At 65.8% G+C, this 17,345-nt stretch carries 17 protein-coding genes and 1 tRNA gene; 16 read left to right on the forward strand and 2 right to left on the reverse strand.

The window, feature by feature from the left end; translation table 11 throughout:
* Positions 1–420: 420 nt before the first annotated feature.
* Positions 421–1,647 (reverse strand): molybdopterin molybdotransferase MoeA, encoded by a 1,227-nt coding sequence (locus P2T60_RS11485; RefSeq protein ID WP_276279389.1) that lies wholly within the window; start codon positions 1,645–1,647, stop codon positions 421–423.
* Between the two features lie 94 nt (positions 1,648–1,741).
* Here P2T60_RS11485 and P2T60_RS11490 point away from each other — a divergent pair, with 94 nt between their 5' ends.
* The 12 genes from P2T60_RS11490 to P2T60_RS11545 all read left to right on the forward strand — a co-directional run bounded on the left by P2T60_RS11490 (position 1,742) and on the right by P2T60_RS11545 (position 14,116).
* A complete protein-coding gene (locus P2T60_RS11490; protein WP_276279390.1) occupies positions 1,742–2,098 on the forward strand; it encodes an Hsp20/alpha crystallin family protein in 357 nt (118 codons plus the stop codon).
* 9 nt (positions 2,099–2,107) lie between these two features.
* On the forward strand, positions 2,108–3,781 hold the full coding sequence (locus P2T60_RS11495; RefSeq protein ID WP_276279391.1) for an ABC1 kinase family protein: 1,674 nt from the start codon (positions 2,108–2,110) through the stop codon (positions 3,779–3,781).
* A 71-nt stretch (positions 3,782–3,852) separates the two neighbouring features.
* Positions 3,853–4,755, forward strand: a complete 903-nt coding sequence (locus tag P2T60_RS11500) for a ZIP family metal transporter (RefSeq protein ID WP_276279392.1) — start codon at positions 3,853–3,855, stop codon at positions 4,753–4,755.
* Between the two features lie 39 nt (positions 4,756–4,794).
* Positions 4,795–5,058, forward strand: coding sequence for a hypothetical protein (locus P2T60_RS11505; protein WP_276279393.1), 264 nt, complete (start codon positions 4,795–4,797; stop codon positions 5,056–5,058).
* A 57-nt stretch (positions 5,059–5,115) separates the two neighbouring features.
* Positions 5,116–6,237 (forward strand): aminotransferase class I/II-fold pyridoxal phosphate-dependent enzyme, encoded by a 1,122-nt coding sequence (locus P2T60_RS11510; protein WP_276279394.1) that lies wholly within the window; start codon positions 5,116–5,118, stop codon positions 6,235–6,237.
* Between the two features lie 232 nt (positions 6,238–6,469).
* Complete coding sequence (locus P2T60_RS11515) at positions 6,470–6,739, forward strand: DUF8028 family protein (protein WP_276279395.1); 270 nt, start codon at positions 6,470–6,472, stop codon at positions 6,737–6,739.
* Positions 6,740–6,959: 220 nt separating this feature from the next.
* Positions 6,960–7,340 carry a translation initiation factor IF-5A gene (locus P2T60_RS11520; protein ID WP_276279396.1) on the forward strand — a complete coding sequence of 127 codons (381 nt, stop codon included), beginning with the start codon at positions 6,960–6,962 and terminating at the stop codon, positions 7,338–7,340.
* Complete coding sequence (gene speB / locus P2T60_RS11525) at positions 7,341–8,162, forward strand: agmatinase (RefSeq protein ID WP_276279397.1); 822 nt, start codon at positions 7,341–7,343, stop codon at positions 8,160–8,162. It begins immediately after the preceding gene.
* A gap of 583 nt (positions 8,163–8,745) precedes the next feature.
* Entirely contained in the window at positions 8,746–9,513 is a 768-nt protein-coding gene (locus P2T60_RS11530; protein WP_276279398.1) for a Nif3-like dinuclear metal center hexameric protein, read from the forward strand.
* Positions 9,514–9,948: 435 nt separating this feature from the next.
* Positions 9,949–12,246 carry a methyl-accepting chemotaxis protein gene (locus P2T60_RS11535; protein ID WP_276279399.1) on the forward strand — a complete coding sequence of 766 codons (2,298 nt, stop codon included), beginning with the start codon at positions 9,949–9,951 and terminating at the stop codon, positions 12,244–12,246.
* A complete protein-coding gene (locus P2T60_RS11540) occupies positions 12,243–12,965 on the forward strand; it encodes a bacteriorhodopsin (protein ID WP_276279400.1) in 723 nt (240 codons plus the stop codon). The genes P2T60_RS11535 and P2T60_RS11540 overlap by 4 nt, the downstream gene beginning before the upstream one ends.
* A gap of 92 nt (positions 12,966–13,057) precedes the next feature.
* A complete protein-coding gene (locus P2T60_RS11545) occupies positions 13,058–14,116 on the forward strand; it encodes a deoxyhypusine synthase (RefSeq protein ID WP_276279401.1) in 1,059 nt (352 codons plus the stop codon).
* A gap of 174 nt (positions 14,117–14,290) precedes the next feature.
* Here P2T60_RS11545 and P2T60_RS11550 read toward each other — a convergent pair whose 3' ends face one another.
* The gene (locus tag P2T60_RS11550) at positions 14,291–14,593 is read right to left on the reverse strand and encodes a hypothetical protein (RefSeq protein ID WP_276279402.1); all 303 of its coding nucleotides are present in this window, start codon (positions 14,591–14,593) and stop codon (positions 14,291–14,293) included.
* 28 nt (positions 14,594–14,621) lie between these two features.
* Here P2T60_RS11550 and P2T60_RS11555 point away from each other — a divergent pair, with 28 nt between their 5' ends.
* From P2T60_RS11555 to P2T60_RS11570, 4 genes are all read left to right on the forward strand, one after another.
* The gene (locus P2T60_RS11555; protein WP_276279403.1) at positions 14,622–14,927 is read left to right on the forward strand and encodes a CBS domain-containing protein; all 306 of its coding nucleotides are present in this window, start codon (positions 14,622–14,624) and stop codon (positions 14,925–14,927) included.
* A gap of 321 nt (positions 14,928–15,248) precedes the next feature.
* Positions 15,249–15,878 carry a transcription elongation protein SprT gene (locus P2T60_RS11560; RefSeq protein WP_420028682.1) on the forward strand — a complete coding sequence of 210 codons (630 nt, stop codon included), beginning with the start codon at positions 15,249–15,251 and terminating at the stop codon, positions 15,876–15,878.
* Positions 15,879–16,093: 215 nt separating this feature from the next.
* Positions 16,094–16,243 (forward strand) — tRNA-Met (locus P2T60_RS11565).
* 152 nt (positions 16,244–16,395) lie between these two features.
* On the forward strand, positions 16,396–17,334 hold the full coding sequence (locus P2T60_RS11570) for a DUF7827 domain-containing protein (RefSeq protein WP_276279404.1): 939 nt from the start codon (positions 16,396–16,398) through the stop codon (positions 17,332–17,334).
* Positions 17,335–17,345: the final 11 nt, after the last annotated feature.

The following is a 17,345-nucleotide window of genomic DNA, read 5'->3' on the forward strand; positions in this document are numbered from 1 at the left end:
GGGTTCTACGTAGAAGAAACGGGCCAGAAGCGACGGCAGAGGATTCGGGGGTGAACGCCTCTGAAGCCCCCGCCCGGTCGCGGTCGCTGGCCGACATATCCGCGCCTCTCCGCACCGCCCGGCGCGGATAGGGGTCGGCCAGACGACCACGCCTTCGGCGCGACCGGGCGGCCCCTTCATCCACCCGAACCGCACCGCGACCGCGGGCCACGGGCCTCCCCAACCGACTGCGCGTCTCGGCCTCCGCTTCGCTCCGGCCTACGATGCTCGTCCCTCGCGCGGGGAGGGCGCGGCGCACGAGAGCGCCGCGCCAGCGCGCGCCGACCGCAGAGCAATGAAATTGATTGTTTAAAAGTCTATTTCCTTCCCGAAAGACTTGTAGAGGTTGCTCTAGCGTCCGTCCACGTTCGCCGTTCCGTTTCACGCCGACCACTCCCAGTCCTGCACGCTCACGGTCTCGCCCTCCGGAATCCCCTCGCGGCCCTCGGGCACTTCGACCCACCCGTCCGCGAGCGCCACGCTGGAGAGGACGCCCGACCCCGAAGCTCTGGTGGGGGTCGCCGTCGCCTCGCCGTCGTCGTCCTCGCCGAGTTGCACCCGAGCGAACGTCCGGATGCCCGGTTCGCTCCGAATCTTCCGGTCGAGTCGGGCCTCGGTCGTCGGGAAGCCGTTTCGGGGTAGCCCTCCGACCGCCTTCAGCGCGGGCCGGAGGAACTGGACCGCGTTGATGATGCACGCGACTGGGTAGCCGGGGAGCATCACGACCGGCGTCTCTTCGACCACGCCGACAGCGACGGGGTGGCCGGGCTTGAGCGCGACCCCGTGGAACAGGATTTCGCCGAGGTCGGCCACGACTTCGGGGAGCAGGTCGCGCTCGCCCACCGACGACCCGCCGGTGGTGACCACCACGTCTTTCGTCAGGTCGCGCTGGATGGCCGCCCGGAGCGCGTCGGGGTCGTCGGTCACCACGTCGCGGTAGGTCGCTCGGCCGGCCCACCGCTCGACGTAGCGCGAGACCGTCAGGCCGTTGGTCTCCACGACTTCGCCGGAGTCGGGGTCGGACTGGACCAACTCCTCGCCGGTCGGAACCACCCCGACCGTGGGTCGCTCGCGGACCGCCACGGTATCGACGCCGACCGACTTGAGCAGGCCCAAATCGGAGGGCCGCAGGCGGTGGCCCGCATCGTAGAGGTGCTGGCCCTCTTCCACGTCCTCGCCGACCGGCGCGACGTTCTCGCCTTCGGCCACGGCGTCGAAAACCTCCACGTCGTCTCCGAACTCGTCTACCTGCTCTATCATCACCACGGCGTCCGCGCCCGCGGGGAGTTCGCTCCCGGTGTGGACCCTGACGGCACTCCGGGGTGCCATCTCCCGGGCGCGTCCAAGCACCTCGGGCGACCGGTCGCTCGCGCCGAAGGTGTCCTCGGCCCGGACCGCGTAGCCGTCCATCGCGGCCCGCGGGTAATGGGGCACGTTTCGCGCCGCGACGACCTCCTCGGCGAGGACTCGGCCGTCTGCGGAGGCGAGGGGCACCTCCTCGGTCCGGTCGTGAGGAGCCACCGCGTCGAGGAGGCGCTCGCGGGCCTCGCCGACGCGAGTCTTGTCCTTGAACCCGGACTGTTTCCGGTCCGGTTGGTCTTCGCTCATGGGTTGAAATCGGCCGCCCGCGGGCAAAAACGTGTGGGAAAGCCCCGCAGACCGGACCACACCCTTTTTCGCCCCGCCGTCCTAAGACGCAGGTATGTCAGCGCTTCGTGAGGCCATGCGGGAGTTGCCGGACGCGGTGTTCGCCGACTTGCTGGAGAGCGACGACGCCTACCTGCTGGTCATCGACCTGCCGGGTGCCAACGAGAAGACGGTGGACGTGGGTGTCACGGACGGACGACTCGAAATCGAGGCGCGCCGCGAGAAGGACGTGCCGATGGACTTCTCGTACCTCCAAGAGGAGCGGTCGCTGTTCCTCGACGCCGACCTCCCCCTGCCGCCGGACGCCACCGGTGCGGACGCGGAGGCGACCATCGACCGGGGAGTGCTGGAGCTTCGCCTGCCCAAGCGCGAGGCCACCCCGGAACAGGAAATTCCCATCGAGAGCCGGTGACCCCGCGGGGTGGTCACACTGGCTAACCTCCGTGCGTACCGGCGGTTCTTCGTGGTCGCGTACCACTTCCTGCCGCTACTGCTGAGTTACGCCCGCGACAGACGCCGGTACCTGCTGTTCGGCGGACCTCGCCGCGTCGATAGCGGGATGCGCGTCGAGCGAGCCAACACCCTGCTGGAGTCGTTGCTGACGCTCGGCCCGACGTTCATCAAACTCGGCCAGTTGCTCTCGACTCGGCCGGACATCCTGCCCCCCGAGTACGTGGACGTGCTGTCGAAGCTACAGGACGAGGTGCCGCCAGCGCCGTGGGCCGAGGCGCGGGCCGTCCTCGAAGACGAACTCGGGTCAGTCGAAGACCGGTTCGACGAGTTCGACTCGGAGGCCATCTCCGGGGCGAGTCTCGGGCAGGTCTACACCGCCGAAGTCGACGGCGAAGAAGTGGCGGTGAAGATTCGGCGGCCCAACATCGAGGAACTGGTGAACGCCGACCTGCGCGTGATTCGGTGGTCGCTCCCGATTCTGCTCCGGTTCATCGGACAGGCCCGCGCGTTCTCGCTTGAGAACCTCGCCGACGAGTTCGCCCGGACGATTCGCCAAGAGATGGACTACGGCCGGGAGGCCGCGATGCTCGAAGAGATTCGGTCGAACTTCGAGGGCAACGACGACGTGGCGATTCCGTCGGTCCTCGATTCGCACTCCGGGCCGCGGGTACTGACGATGGAGTACATCACCGGCACGAAAATCAACGACGTGGAGGAACTCGACGCGACGGGTCTCGACCGCCACCAACTCGCGGTCAACTTACAGGAGGCCTACCTCCAGATGCTACTGGAGGACGGGGTGTTCCACGCCGACCCGCACCCCGGAAACCTCGCGGTGCGCGAGGACGGGACCATCGTCTTCTACGACTTCGGCATGTCCGGTCGAGTGGACGAGTTCATCCAGAACAAAATCGTGGACTTCTATATCGCGGTGGCAAATCAGGACATCGACGGGATTCTCGACGCCCTCGTGGAGATGGGGACGCTCAGCCCCGAGGCCGACCGAGCGACGATGGGACAGGTGATGGAACTCGCAATCGAGGACGCCCGCGGCGAGGACATCGAGACCTACCGGGTCCAGCAAATCGTCGAGCAGGTCGAGGACACCATCTACGAGTTCCCCCTGCGTCTGCCCTCGAACCTCGCGCTGGTTCTGCGGGTCGCTACCGTGGTCGAGGGGGTCTGCGTCACGCTCGACCCCGACTTCGACTTCATCTCGGTTGCGACCGACTACCTGACCGAACAGGGCTACCGCGAGGAGTCGATAAAGCAGTTCGCCGCCGAGACGGGCGACCAGATTCAGCGGTCGATTCAGTCGTCGGTCCGGGTCCCGCCGAAACTGGAGAACGCGCTGGACCGAATCGAGCGAGACGACTTCTACGTCCGGGCGGACGTTGAAGACGGCAACGACGTGTTCGAGGACCTCGCCAAGCGCCTCGTCTACGGCATGTTGCTCGCCTCGGGCGCGTTCTCGACGGCGTTCCTCTACGCGCTGACCACCGTGGAAGCGGCGGCAGTCGCGGGCGTCTTCTCGGCGGGGGTCGCGTTCCTGCTCTACCGGACGTTCCGCGGGCGAAAGGGTATCCGGGCGACGCCGCAGTTCACCCGTCACGAGATGCGCCAGCGCCGCGGCGGGAAGTGAGTTTTAGGATAGCCAAAAACTACTTTGCGTTTTGGAAAACTCTTTTCGGGTAGTAGCGAGAAGGGTCGAACATGGGACTACTGGAGAACCTCGTGCTGGTGTTCGTCGCGGGTCTCGTGACGGCGCTGGCGACGGGACTCGGCGCGCTTCCCTTCTTCGTCGTGGACGACTTCAGCGACCGGTGGAACGTCGCGTTGTGGGGGTTGGCGTCGGGCATCATGGTGTCGGCGTCGCTGTTCGGTCTCGTCAACGAGGGGTTGGCGTACGCGGAGGGCGGCTTTCCGGTGTTGATGGTCGGGGGTCTCCTCGCGGGCGTCGTACTGGTGGAAGCGGCAGACTGGGCGCTCGACGCCATCGACATCGAAGGCGGCGACGAGAGCGAGGCGAGTCACGACCATCACGGTGAGGACGACCACGCTCACGCCGACGGCGGCCATAGCCACGGCGAACACGCGATGGAGGCCGAGGCGTTCGCCGAGGGCGACCTCCGGAAACTCGTCCTCATCCTCGGCATCCTGACGGTCCACAGTTTCCCGGAGGGGGTCGCGGTCGGCGTCTCGTTCGCGGAGTTGGGCTTCGCGGGGGGCATCCCGATTCTCGGCTTTTCGGTGCCCCTGCTCGCGGTGTTCATGACCGTCGCCATCTCCATCCACAACGTCCCGGAGGGATTGGCCATCTCCATCCCGATGCGCGCGATGGACGTGAGCAAGTGGCGGATGGTGGGCGCGGCGGTGTTTTCGAGTCTCCCCCAACCCATCGGTGCAGTCATCGCCTTCGCGTTCGTCCGGTGGGCCAAGGAGTTCCTCCCCTTCGGGTTCGGGTTCGCCGCGGGCGCGATGATTTATCTGGTCGTCACCGAGTTCATCCCCGAGGCGTTGGAGACCGGCGAGACGCTTTCGGGAGACGGCTACCGGGAACTGCTCGCGGGTCTCGGGGTCGGCGTCGCCGCGATGGTTCCGCTGATGTACGTGTAGTCCGGTAGGCAGATACCGCCGTGGTTACTTCCTGCCGACGTGAACAGTTCGATTCGGAAAGACGAACTCGCCGTGGCACTGCTCTCGTCGGCGTTCGTCGGTCTCGGGGTCGCTCTCACGACGCGGGCGCTGGTCTCGTGGAAGTGCCTGCCGTCGGTTCCGCCCGACACCTACCGCGTGATGTCGGTCGATTTCTCGACCGTCAACTTCTACTGGGCCGGATGTCCGATACTGGCACCGCTCTGGCCGACGTACCTCGGGGTCGCCGTCCTACTCGGTATCGCGGCGTGGACGTGTCGGTAATCGAGTGCGGGTTCCGGTTTCCATCGACTTTACGCTCTCGCCCGTCGTAGGTCCGGCATGGACATCGCACCCTTCGAACTCGAACGCTGGTTCGCCGAGTACGAACACGAGGCCGACATCATGCTCGCCGAGAGCGGTATCCGAAGCTTATCGGCCGACAGGTTCGACCTGAATCCGGGGAAACTCGGCTACGTCATCCCGACCAACGGCGACCCCGAACTCCGGGCGTCGGTGGCCGACCGATACGACCGGGAGGCCGACGAAGTGCTGTTCACCTGCGGGACCCAAGAGGCCAACCTGCTGGCGTTCCTCTCGCTGATGGACCGAGAGAGAGCGCTCGGCGGCGATACCGCCTCGCCATCCGGTTCCGCTTCGCGGAACCCGCACGCAGTCGTCGTCACGCCGACGTATCAGGCGCTCCACGCCGTGCCCGAGGCTATCGGCGACGTGAGCAGGGTGTGGCTCGAACCACCTGAGTGGGAACTCGACGTGGACGCCGTGGCCGACGCGATTCGGCCGGAAACGTCGGTCGTGGTCCTCAACAACCCGAACAACCCGACCGGACGCTACCACCCCGAGGAGAAAGTCCGGGCGCTCTACGAACTCGCGGCCGACAACGACGCCTACCTCCTCTGCGACGAGGTGTACCGCCTGCTGGCGGACGAACCCCTTCCGACCGTGGCGAGCATGGGCGAGTACGGCATCAGCACGACCAGTCTCACCAAGGCCTACGGACTCGCTGGCCTGCGATTCGGGTGGATTGCCGGACCGGAGGAAGTCGTCGAACGGGCGTGGCAGTGGAAAGACTACACCACCATCTCGCCGTCCATCTTCGGCCAGCACCTCGCCCGGCAAGCCCTCGGCGAGCGAGAGGACGCGATTCTGGCCGAGAACCGCGAACTCGCGGCCCACAACCGCGAGCGAGTCCGGGAGTTCGTCGCCGAGTACGACCTGTCGTGGTACGACCCCGTGGGGGTCAACGGCTTCGTGTCGGTGCCGGAGGGATTCTCGGGGAGCGAGGATTTCTGTCGGACCGTGGTCGAAGAAGAGAGCGTCGTCCTCGCGCCGGGCGAGTTGTTCGGCTACGACGAGTACTTCCGCATCGGGTTCGGCCTGCCGACCGACGAACTCGAAGACGGTCTCGCGCGCGTCGGCGACTGCATCGAGCGACGACAGTAGTCGGAACTCGCGTGCCTGCTTTGGGACGGCGTACCACTCTTTCGAGAATCGGAGGAACGTCCGCAGCACCGGTTTTAAAACTTCTAGAGTGTTTTCGGAGCGTTATAAAACGTCAGTTCACCTTCGTGAAACCACGGGAAATCGGTTAGCAGGGTGGAAAACGCACAAATTCTCCCTAACGCTCTCCCCTTTATATGGTGTTGGGGGTTCGAGGAGAAAGTAGGTCATCACGATGTCGAACGTGCCCTCCCCACTCAGCGAACAGGCGACCCGGCTTCCAGACGACGCATACTCCGGACTGCGCAACGGCGTCGAGTCGGCGCTCAAAACGCTCACCGCTCCGTTCCAGTTCGCCGGATTCTGGTCGGCCGTGGCGCTCCCGTTGTTCTACCTCCCGATGTTTGCCGACGGGTTCACCGCCGACGAACGCTCGGCCTTCGCCGTCCTCGTCGCGGCCCACGTCCTCGCGTTGGTCGTCGGACACGGCTACCGACGCGACTGATGGCTCGCTCCCCCGCTGGCGCTCCCCTCCGTCCACTCTCACCGACTCACCGTCCCCGCCTCGCCGACTCACTGTCTCCGCCTCGCCGACTCACTGTCTCCGCCTCGCCGACTCACTGTCTCCGCCTGATGCTCCGAGGTCGCCCGCTCACCGCGTCGGTCCGAAACGCTGGAAATCCCATTCCAAACGGTTTATACTACCCCGGACGCTATCCGGCCGTATGGCAAAAGAGCAGAAGGAAGTACGAGACCTTCAGGAAGGCAACTACGTGATGATTGACGACGCGGCGTGTGAAATCAACTCCTACAGCACGGCCAAACCAGGCAAGCACGGTAGCGCCAAGGCCCGCATCGAGGCCGAAGGTGTCTTCGACGGCAAGAAGCGAAGTCTCTCCCAACCCGTCGACGCCAAGATTTGGGTCCCCATCATCAACCGGAAACAGGGACAGGTCGTCTCCGTCGAGAGCGCCGACGTTGCCCAAGTCATGGACCTCGAAACCTACGAGACCATCACCATCAAGACCCCCGGCGATGTCTCGCTCTCCCCCGACGACGAAATCGAGTACCTCGAGATGGAAGAACAGCGGAAGATTCTCGAATAGATGTTCCCCGGTGCGTCCGCCGACCGCGAGGAAGCTTCCTACGTGGTGGTTGGCGCACCGCTTGACGTTTCCACGACGTTCCAACCCGGTGCGCGATTCGGTCCCGAGCGCGTCCGCCGATTCTCGCGGACCTACGACGACTACGACGCCCGCACCGGCCGACACTTCTCGGACCTCGCGGTCCACGACCACGGCGACGTGCGGGCGTGGGACGACGCCGACGAGTATCTGGAGTATTTGGAGGGCGTGCTGACCGACGTGCGGTGGGACGACGCGACGCCGCTTCTGCTCGGCGGCGAACACACCGTCACCGTCGCGGGCGTCCGCGCCGCGGACCCGGACATCTTCGTCTGTCTCGACGCTCACCTCGACCTCCGGGAGGAGTACGACGGCAACCCGCTGAGTCACGCCACCGTGACCCGCCACGCCCTCGACGTGGCCGACGAAGCCGTGATTCTGGGGGCCAGAACCGGGAGCGAAGCGGAGTACGACCGCGCCAGCGAGTCTGACGTGACGGTCGTTTCCCCCGAGGACGTGGCCGACTGGTCGCCCGACTTCGACCCGGGGGCTAGCGTCTATCTGAGCGTGGACATCGACGGCGCGGACCCCGGTTTCGCGCCCGGCACGGGCACGATGGAACCGTTCGGACTGACTCCCCGCGAGATGCGCGACGTGGTGCGGGAGGTGGCCACGGCCGGTCAGGTCGCGGGGTTCGACGTGGTGGAGGTCAACGACCGCGACGACGGCCAGTCGGCGGCGCTCGGCGGGAAGTTGCTCCGGGAGTTCGTCCTCGCGGACGCCGCCGCGACGAGTTCGGAGTAGGGAATCGTATTCGTTTCTTTAGGCAATGTTTTTGTTTGCTATGGCATTATTTAATAACCTCTATCGGCGCGCGCTGGCGCGGCCCGGAGTGGCCGCGCCAAATCGCGCGAGGGACGACTGAACGAGTGCCGGAGGCACGAGTGAAGGAGTCGGTTGGGGAGGACGTGGCCTACGGTTGCGGTCGCGGTGCGGTCTGATTGGAGTCGGCAGTAGCTAGCTTCTCCCTATCGTTCGTCGTCTCGAACACCACTCTACACCGCCATAGTCACCGTAGAAGCAGTGAACGCCTCGAAAGCCCCCGCCCGCTCGCGGTCGCTGACCGGCATATCCTCGTTCGCTCCGCTCACTTCGGATAGGGGCCGGTCAGACGACCACGTTGAACGCGAGCGGGCGGCCCCTTTATCCCTCCCCATCGGTTGGTCCACCGAGTGCGTCCCCGTCGGTCCCGGGTCGTCACATCCCCGAAACCATGCCCTCTCGCCCCCGAAACTCCGCCTCTCGACTCCGACAATCGTCCCCATCGAACACGCCCGCGAGCAGTGATACAGATACAAGCCGTCCCGAACACAATCCACGGACAGGAATGGACCTCTCCGAACTCACCGCGCGATACGACGAGGAACTGCGCACCAGCGACTTCGCCGACGTGGACGCCAGCGCCAACGGACTCCAAGTCGGTCCCGACCACCGAGAGGTCGAACACGTCGCGTTCGCCGTGGACGCCGCCGAGCAGACCGTCGAAACCGCCGCCGACCGCGGCGCGGACCTGCTCGTGACCCACCACGGTCTCTCGTGGGGCGGTATCGAGCGCGTGACCGGTCGCCAGTACGGTCGCATCGCGCCGCTAATCGAGAACGACGTGGCGCTGTACGTCTCCCACCTTCCGCTGGACGGCCATCAGGAACTGGGCAACGCCGCCGGAATCGCGGACTTGCTGGGTCTCGAAGACCGCGAACCCTTCGGCGAGGTGGGTCCCGAACACGTCGGCCAGCGCGGAACCGCACCCGACCCGATTCCGACCGACCGCCTGCGCGAGACGCTGGAAGCCGAACTCGACCACTTCGGGCAGGGCGTGCGCGTCCTCGACTTCGGCCCGGAAAAGCTCGAAGACGTTGCCGTCCTGACCGGGAGCGGCGTCGATTGGTTGGACGAGGCCGTCGAGTCGGGCGCGGACGCCCTGATTACGGGCGAGGGCAAGCAGAAGGCCTACCACGAGGCGCGCGAGGCCGGACTCACCGTCTTTCTGGCGGGCCACTACGCCACCGAGACGTTCGGCGTCCGGTCGCTCCAATCGCTGGCCGACGACTGGGGACTGGAGACGACGTACATCGACGCGCCGACCGGCCTCTGAGCGGCGCGTCCCGAGCGAACTCGACGCGGCGGCGACCGGCCGACGACGTTCTCTGGAAATGGATAATATTAAAACCCCTCCGTTCAACTTGAATAACGTGTCCGTCGGGTTTCAACAACCCGAGAAGGTTGCCGGAGCTATGGTCACGCGACGGTTCTCGACGGAGACGGGCCGCGGCCAACCGGCCCCGACAGCCGACCCCTCGGGTGCGGCTAATTGAACCGCCGCTGGCGTCCGACCGCCGTCACGCGGGCCTTCGCGGTAGTTGGCACTACAGTTTTTCGCCAATCGACGAAATGACAGGTCGAGAACCGCGATTATCAGCGATGATACGACCACGTACGCTTATTCTCCCCGACTTCTTATCTATCTTCGAGTAAGACCAAAATGGGACAGAAGTGGCCATTCGTGACAAGGGTACGACGAAGTTACGCGTTGAAGCTCGCAGTCGCGCTGGTATCGGTCGTGGCGGTGACGGTGGTCGTCGGGGCGCTGATACACGTCCAGACGGGGGAACGGCTGCGCGCGGACGTTCAAGAGGAGATGACGACGTTCTCGAACTCGCGGGCCGACAACCTCGATACGTGGCTGGCGAGCGTGAAGACCCAGACGCGGTTGACTTCGGACCATCCGGCCGTCGGTAGCGGCGACACCGGTCGCGTCCGGGACCACCTGAAGGGGTTGATAGCCGACGACAACGTTCCGGCGGGCGTCGTGGCGGTCCACTACTACGACGCCGCCAACGGGACTATCGTGACGAGTTCGAGCGACGCGATGGTCGGAGTCAGTCCCGAAGAACAGGGCGCGCCGTTCGCCCGCAACCCGCCGACCTACGACGGGAGCGACGGCGTGTACGTCTCCGCGCCGTTCGAGGTCCCCGTGGTCGAGTTCCCGGTCGTCGCCGTCGTCTCGCCGGTCCCCGACCGACCCGACAAGCGCGTCGTCTACATGGTGAACATCGCCGAGCGAACCCGGTCGCTCACCGGAGGTATCGAAGGCGGGTCGACCGTCGTCCTCGACTCGGACGGTCGGTATCTGGCTCACCCGAACGGGAGCAAACTTCTGACGACGCATCCGGGCGGTGGCGACAATACGGCGGTCGAACGCGGCGTAGCGGGGGAATCCGGATTCATGCAGATGAACTCGGAGACGCTGATGGCCTACGCGCCGATGGAGTCGGCCGACTGGGTGGTCGTGGTCCACGCACCGCAGAGCGAGGCGTACGCGCTCGGGTCGGCGGTCACGTCGAGTATCCTCGGACTCATCCTGCTCGCGGTGGTGAGTCTCGCGCTGGTCGGCGTCACGATTGGGAGCAACACCGTCATCTCCCTGAGACAACTCTCGCGGAAGGCCGACGCGATGGCGGGCGGGGACCTCGAAGTCGAGTTGAAGACCACCCGGACCGACGAGTTCGGGTCGCTGTACGACTCGTTCGCCCGGATGCGCGACTCGCTCCGCGAACAGATACGCGAGGCCGAGTCCGCACGCGACGAGGCCGAGTCTGCCCGACTCGAAGCCGAGTCCGCTCAGGAAGAAGCCGAGAGTGCCCGCGAAGCGGCCGAGCGTCGGCGCGAGGAGGCTGAGGAACTCTCGGCGCACCTCGAAACGAAGGCCCAACACTACGAGGACGTGATGAACGCGGCCGCGGACGGCGACCTCGGCGTCCGGGTCGACCCCGAGAGCCGAGACGAGGCGATGGTCGCCATCGGCGAGTCGCTCAACGACATGCTCGACGACATCGAGCGGACGGTAGCGAAGGTCAAGCGGTTCGCCTCCCACGTCTCGAACGCGGTAGTGGACGTGGAAGACAGCGCCGAGACGGTGATGGCGACCGGCGAGGAGGTCAGCGAGTCGGTCGGCGAAATCTCCGACGGCGCGGCCCGCCAGACCGACAACCTCGGCGACGTGGCGAACGAGATGAACACCCTGTCGGCCAGTGCCCAACAGGTCGCCGCGACGGTGGACGAGGTGGCCGCCACCTCCGAACAGGCCGCGGCCGCGGGCGAACTCGGCAGGGAGGCCGCCGAGGAAGCCCTCGAAGAGATGGACGCGGTGGAGACGGCGACCGAACGCACGGCGGCCGAAATCGAGGAACTCGAAGCCGAGATGGAAGCCATCGGCGACGTGGTGGAGGTCATCACCGAAATCGCCGACCAGACCAACATGCTCGCGCTCAACGCCTCCATCGAGGCGGCGCGGTCGGGCGCGGACGGCGACGGCTTCGCGGTGGTCGCCGACGAAGTGAAGAACCTCGCCGAGGAGACCAAGGAGTCGGCGGCCGAAATCGAGGGGCGCATCGAGCGCGTCCAGTCGAAGACGGCCGACTCCGTGGCCGAGATGCACGAGACCAGCGACCGCATCACGACCGGCGTCGAGACGGTCGAGGGCGCTATCGAGGCGCTCGAAGAGATAGCCGAGTACGTAGAGCGGACCGACACCCGGATTCAGGAGATAAACGAGGCGACCGAGGACCAAGCCGAGTCGTCGGCCGCGGTGGTCGAGATGGTGGACGAAGTGGCCGCCATCAGCGAGGAGACCTCCGGACAGGCCGAGTCGGTCGCCGACGCCGCCGAGAACCAGACCCGGACGCTGGCCGAGGTCCGCGACGACGCCGCGGACCTCGCAGAGCGCGCCGCGGAGCTTTCGGCCCTCCTCGACGACTTCCGAGTCGGGAAGGGTGCCGGGCCGATGGACGACACTGACTTCGAGTCCGCGGAGGTGAGCCACCGATGATGGACCTCACGCCGGTCTGGTTCTGGCTGGGGACTCTCGGGATGGCCGTCGGCACGGCGTTCCCGCTCTGGCGACTCGCCGCCGAACGCCGGTACGGGACCTACTTCGGGGTTCTCGCGGGCGTGACCGGGTTCGCGACCGTCGCGTACCTCTCGATGGCGCTCGGTCTTGGGAGCGTGCAGGTCGGCGACGCCGAACTCTTCTTGCCCCGGTACGTCGATTGGCTGGTGACGACGCCGCTTTTGGTGCTGTATCTCGGGATGCTCTGTCGCCCCGAACGCCGGGTGTACGCCGCGCTGGTCGGCGTTGACGTGCTGGTCATCGGCGCGGGCGTGGTCGCGGGTCTGGTCCCGACGCCGTACAACTACGTGGCGTATCTGGTCGGATGCGTGGCCTACATGGGACTGCTCTACTTGTTGCTCGCCGTCCTGCCCCGGCAGGCGACTCTGCTCGGCGACCGAGTGACCGCGGTGTTCACCAAACTCAGGAACCTGACGGTGGTCCTCTGGACGCTCTACCCCGTGGTGTGGATTCTCGGACCGCTCGGAGTAGGACTGCTTCAGGTCGGGACCGAGGTGATGGTCGTGACCTACCTAGACCTCACCAGTAAGGTCGGGTTCGTGTTCATGGCGGTCAACGGCGCGGACGCGCTCGACCAACTCCGGACCGGGGCGGCGCTGGCCGACCACACAGGGACCGACGCCCCGGCCGCCGACTGACCGGTCGTCTTCTCCCGGCCGACTGACAGACGTTTCCCGCCTCCGGCTTCGTAATCGCGGCGTTCAAGCGTCTGGGCCGACCAGCAACCCACATGACCGACGACCACGACGCTCACGAGGACGGCGGAGAACCCGACGAGGGCCACCACGAACCCCACCGCGAGGAGTTCCACCACGACCCCATCGCTCACGCGGAGGTCCGGGCGGGGATGACGGTCGGGGAGTTGGCCAACTCCTACGGCGACGCGGGCATCGGCGCGGCCGACCTCCACGAGGCGGTGGACATCTACTCCGAGATGCTCGGCGACGACGTGACCAACTTCTTCGGACTCGCGGGTGCGATGGTGCCGACCGGGATGCGCCGAATCGTGGCCGAGTTGATTCGGGACGGCCACATCGACGCCCTCGTCACGACCGGCGCGAACCTGACCCACGACGCCATCGAAGCCATCGGTGGCAAGCACCACCACGGCACCGAAGAACCCGGCGAGGGGCGGAGCCTTCGGGACCACGACGAGCAACTGCGCGACGAGCAGGTCGACCGCATCTACAACGTCTACCTTCCCCAAGAACACTTCGCGCTGTTCGAGAACCACCTGCGCTCAGAGGTGTTTCCCGCGGTCGAAGACGAGGGCGCGGTCAGCATCCAGCGACTGACCGAGGCGCTCGGGAAGGCCAACAGCGAGGTCAACGAGAGCGAGGGCGTCGAGGAGGGCGCGGGAATCGCGGCCGCGGCCTACGAGAACGACGTTCCGGTTTACTGTCCGGCGATTCAGGACTCGGTACTCGGTCTGCAAGCGTGGATGTACTCCCAGACCTCCGACTTCACGCTCGACGCGCTGGCCGACATGACGACGATTACCGACCAAGCGTTCGAGGCCGACCGGTCGGGCGCGATGGTGGTCGGCGGCGGCGTGCCCAAAAACTACGTCCTCCAGACGATGTTGGTCTCGCCGGACGCGTACGACTACGCGGTCCAGTTGACGATGGACCCGCCCCAGACCGGCGGACTTTCGGGCGCGACGCTGGACGAGGCCCGGTCGTGGGGGAAACTGGAGAAGGCCGCTCGGAACGCGAGCGTCTACGCCGACGCGACCATCACCCTCCCACTGGTCGTCGCGGCGGCGCGCGAGCGCATCGAAGACGAGTGAGCGACCCTCCGCCAGCGAACGCTCGGTGAGACAAACCACCGTCTGGGTGGATAAAAGGGGCCGCTCGCGTTCGTCGTGGTCGTCTCCGCGGGCCACTATTCGAGCGGTCTGCAGAGCGGAGCGACGCAGACCTCGGCAGTCGCACGCCCGCATGGTTCGAGAGCAACGCTCTCGTCATCCCGAAAATATCCGATTTTCGGAGACAGCGAAGCGAGCAGGAACGTCTGCCGGTGAGTGAACGCAGTGAACGAGCGAGAATATCCCGCGGAGCGACCGCGAGCGGGCGGGGGCTTTCGAAACCTCGTTCTCTCGGACTCCGAGGACGCCGACCCTGACGCCAACGACAGCCACGACTCCGACGACGGCCACGACTCCGACGACAGTGACCGCAGAAACAGCAACTTCGACACCGACGACTCCGACAACCACGACTACAAAACCAACAGAGACGACGACCCTGCGAACCGGCAACAACACTTTTACCAGTCAGTGTCGGACTTCCAACTTGAAGGTAGGGTTACAGAGCATCTACAGCGAACACGTCGTCACCGCATCGCCCGATACACCGGTCGAAGAAGTCGCGCGGACCATGTTCGGCGAGTCCGTGGGGAGCGTCGTCGCCGAGAGCGGTGACCTCCGAGGAATCGTCACCGACCGGGACCTGACCGTCGAACTCCTCGCCGAGGACAGCGAGTACAACGTCTCCAGCGGCGAGGACGACCTGATTGTCCACCTCGCGGGCGAACACCAGCGACTCGCCGCGGACACGCGGGCCATCGCGGACGTTATCGAGGAAGAGTCGCCGCGGTGACGCGCTGGTCGGCGACGGAATGCAGACAGATATTTTAAATTATAATTTCAATTATTATTTTATAATATAAAAATTCCAACACTTATTTTAGTCGCGGATGTGAGCGTCGAGACGGAGGTGAGAACGATGGAAGAGACTGACAATCACGGCTCCTCGACCAGCGGTCCGTAACGTCGCCGACCGGAGGTGAGAACGGTCACAATCGACGGTAGCGCCACTGTCGTTACCGGACCCCCACCGATGGCCGTCTACGGCTATTTCTTCGAGTCGGGACACTCACGAGGTCCGGGTCCGTCGGAACCGTCACGGAGACCCGAACACGTGTCCGACTCCCGCCGCCCCCCGCCCGAGGTCAACCCCGACCAGTCGCCGACCGTCCGGGCGCTCGCCCACGCCGAGACCGACGAAGAGTTGATTCTGGGGTCGCGGGCCTACTGCCGGGAGGCGGCCCGCGAGTACGACCTCGACGTGGACTTCTCGCCGGTCGAGTGGGAGGTCTCGACCCGCGCGAAGCGACGCGCCGCCGCGGTCAAGCGTCCGAAGATTTCCGACGCCGAAGTGGGTGACCCAGTGGACTGGCGGGCCGCGGCCGAGCGACTCGACGAGTCGCTCGCGGACCTCCGGACCTGCACGCTCTCGCTGACATGGGCGGCGTTCGAGTCGTTCGACGTTAGTCAGTGGACCGCAGTCCTCCGCCACGAACTCGTCCACGTAGAGCAGTTCCAACGGTACGGGACGACCGACCACGGCCGGGCGTTCGAGGCCCGTGCCGAGACGGTGGACGCGACGGTCCGATGCCCCCCGTTCGCGGACCCCGAGTACATCCTGACGTGCGCCGACTGCGGCGCGCTGGTCGGGCGGCGCTACCGCGAGTGCAAACTGGTCCGCCGCCACGACCGGTATCGGTCGTCGTGCTGTGGCGCGTCGCTGACGTGTTCGGAGCCCGAGTGAAAACGGAGATAGCACGTTTTAGCACGCTATAGAAATGTTTAAACCATATATTTCCACTGTTAACGACTGTTCTGGTTTCCCACGTTCACGCGAGTTGACGCGACTGCAGTCGCGTCAACTCGCCCGACGGTGCGTCCGAAACCACCGTGCGTCGGAGTCCCGAACTACCGCAAGATGAGAACTTTAAAGAGTAGCACCGCCCTACTCGAAACCGAGCCCGGGTGGCTTAGCTGGACATAGCGCCGCACTCATAGGGTTACTGAGATTCGGTGCTCAGGCCTTGGAAGCCTCCCGTGACCGAGAGGCCCGCCGAGCCTCTAACCTGGGTCATGCGGAGATCGGGGGTTCGGAGCCCCCCCCGGGCACTCCGTTCGATTCTCGCCGGTGACGTTATCCTCCCGAGCGACGGCTACGGTTCCGTCCGCCGCCGCATTCGTCACGAACGATAGTCCACTAAAAAGCGCATTGTAGCTTACCAAACACCTTTTCTGGGCGTGTCCGAACCGACGCGTGGAAGATGAACGTGAAACGTCACGCCCTGACGCTCGCAGTCGTCGTCCTCGTATCGACCGCCGTCCCGGTTCTGGGCGCGTCCCCGTCCGCGGAGTTCGACGGGAACGTCGCCGAGACCCCCGCCGGTGAGACGGCCGAGATTCCCGTCACGCTCTCGGAGACGGACAACGCCACCGTCACGGTCGGTTCCGAGTCGGTCAACTACGTCGCCACCGTCGTCGTCGGCGACGGGAACGGCGACCGAAACGTCACCCTCCGGTACAACACCAGTAAGGCGGGCCACGGCGGGGCGTTCTCCGTCGCCGACGGCGCGGACAACGTGACCGTCGTCGACGAGACCGAACTCTCCGACGACCACCTGCTCGCGCCGGGTAGCTACGAACTCACCGTCGCGCCGGGCAACCGGAGCGGTGCGAACGCTACCGACGTGGCGGCGCTCGTCGTCGGCGAACCGGAGTCCGACGAGGACCCCGAGACCGAAACCGCGACGCCGGGACCGTACGCCGGTCACGTCACCGACATCGAAGGCGGCGTCGTCGTCGCCCACGCCCAGAACCAGACCATCACCGGGTCGCTCGACCTCGAACCCGGAACCGAGGTGCAGGTTCGCGTGCAGGGCGACCAGTTCATCAGGACCGCCACGACGAACGTCACCGACGACGGCCGGTTCCGCGTCTCGTTCGACTTCGACGACAGTGTGGGCGAGAACGGGACCGAGTTCACCGTCTCGGTCCGAGCGAACGACGAGACCCAGACAGAAGTGATGGGCGTCGTCCGGACGCCGCCGACCGAGACCACCGAGACGACGAAACAGGCGGTGCAAGACGAGACGACCGAAACGACGACCGACTCCCAAGACGGTAGCACGCCGGGATTCGGTCTCTCCACCGCCGTCCTCGCGCTGACGGCGGTCGCACTGCTCGCCCTCCGGCGAGACGACTAACCTGTCTCTTC

It is taken from the genome of Halorussus caseinilyticus, from assembly GCF_029338395.1.
In the GTDB taxonomy this organism is placed as follows: domain Archaea; phylum Halobacteriota; class Halobacteria; order Halobacteriales; family Haladaptataceae; genus Halorussus; species Halorussus caseinilyticus.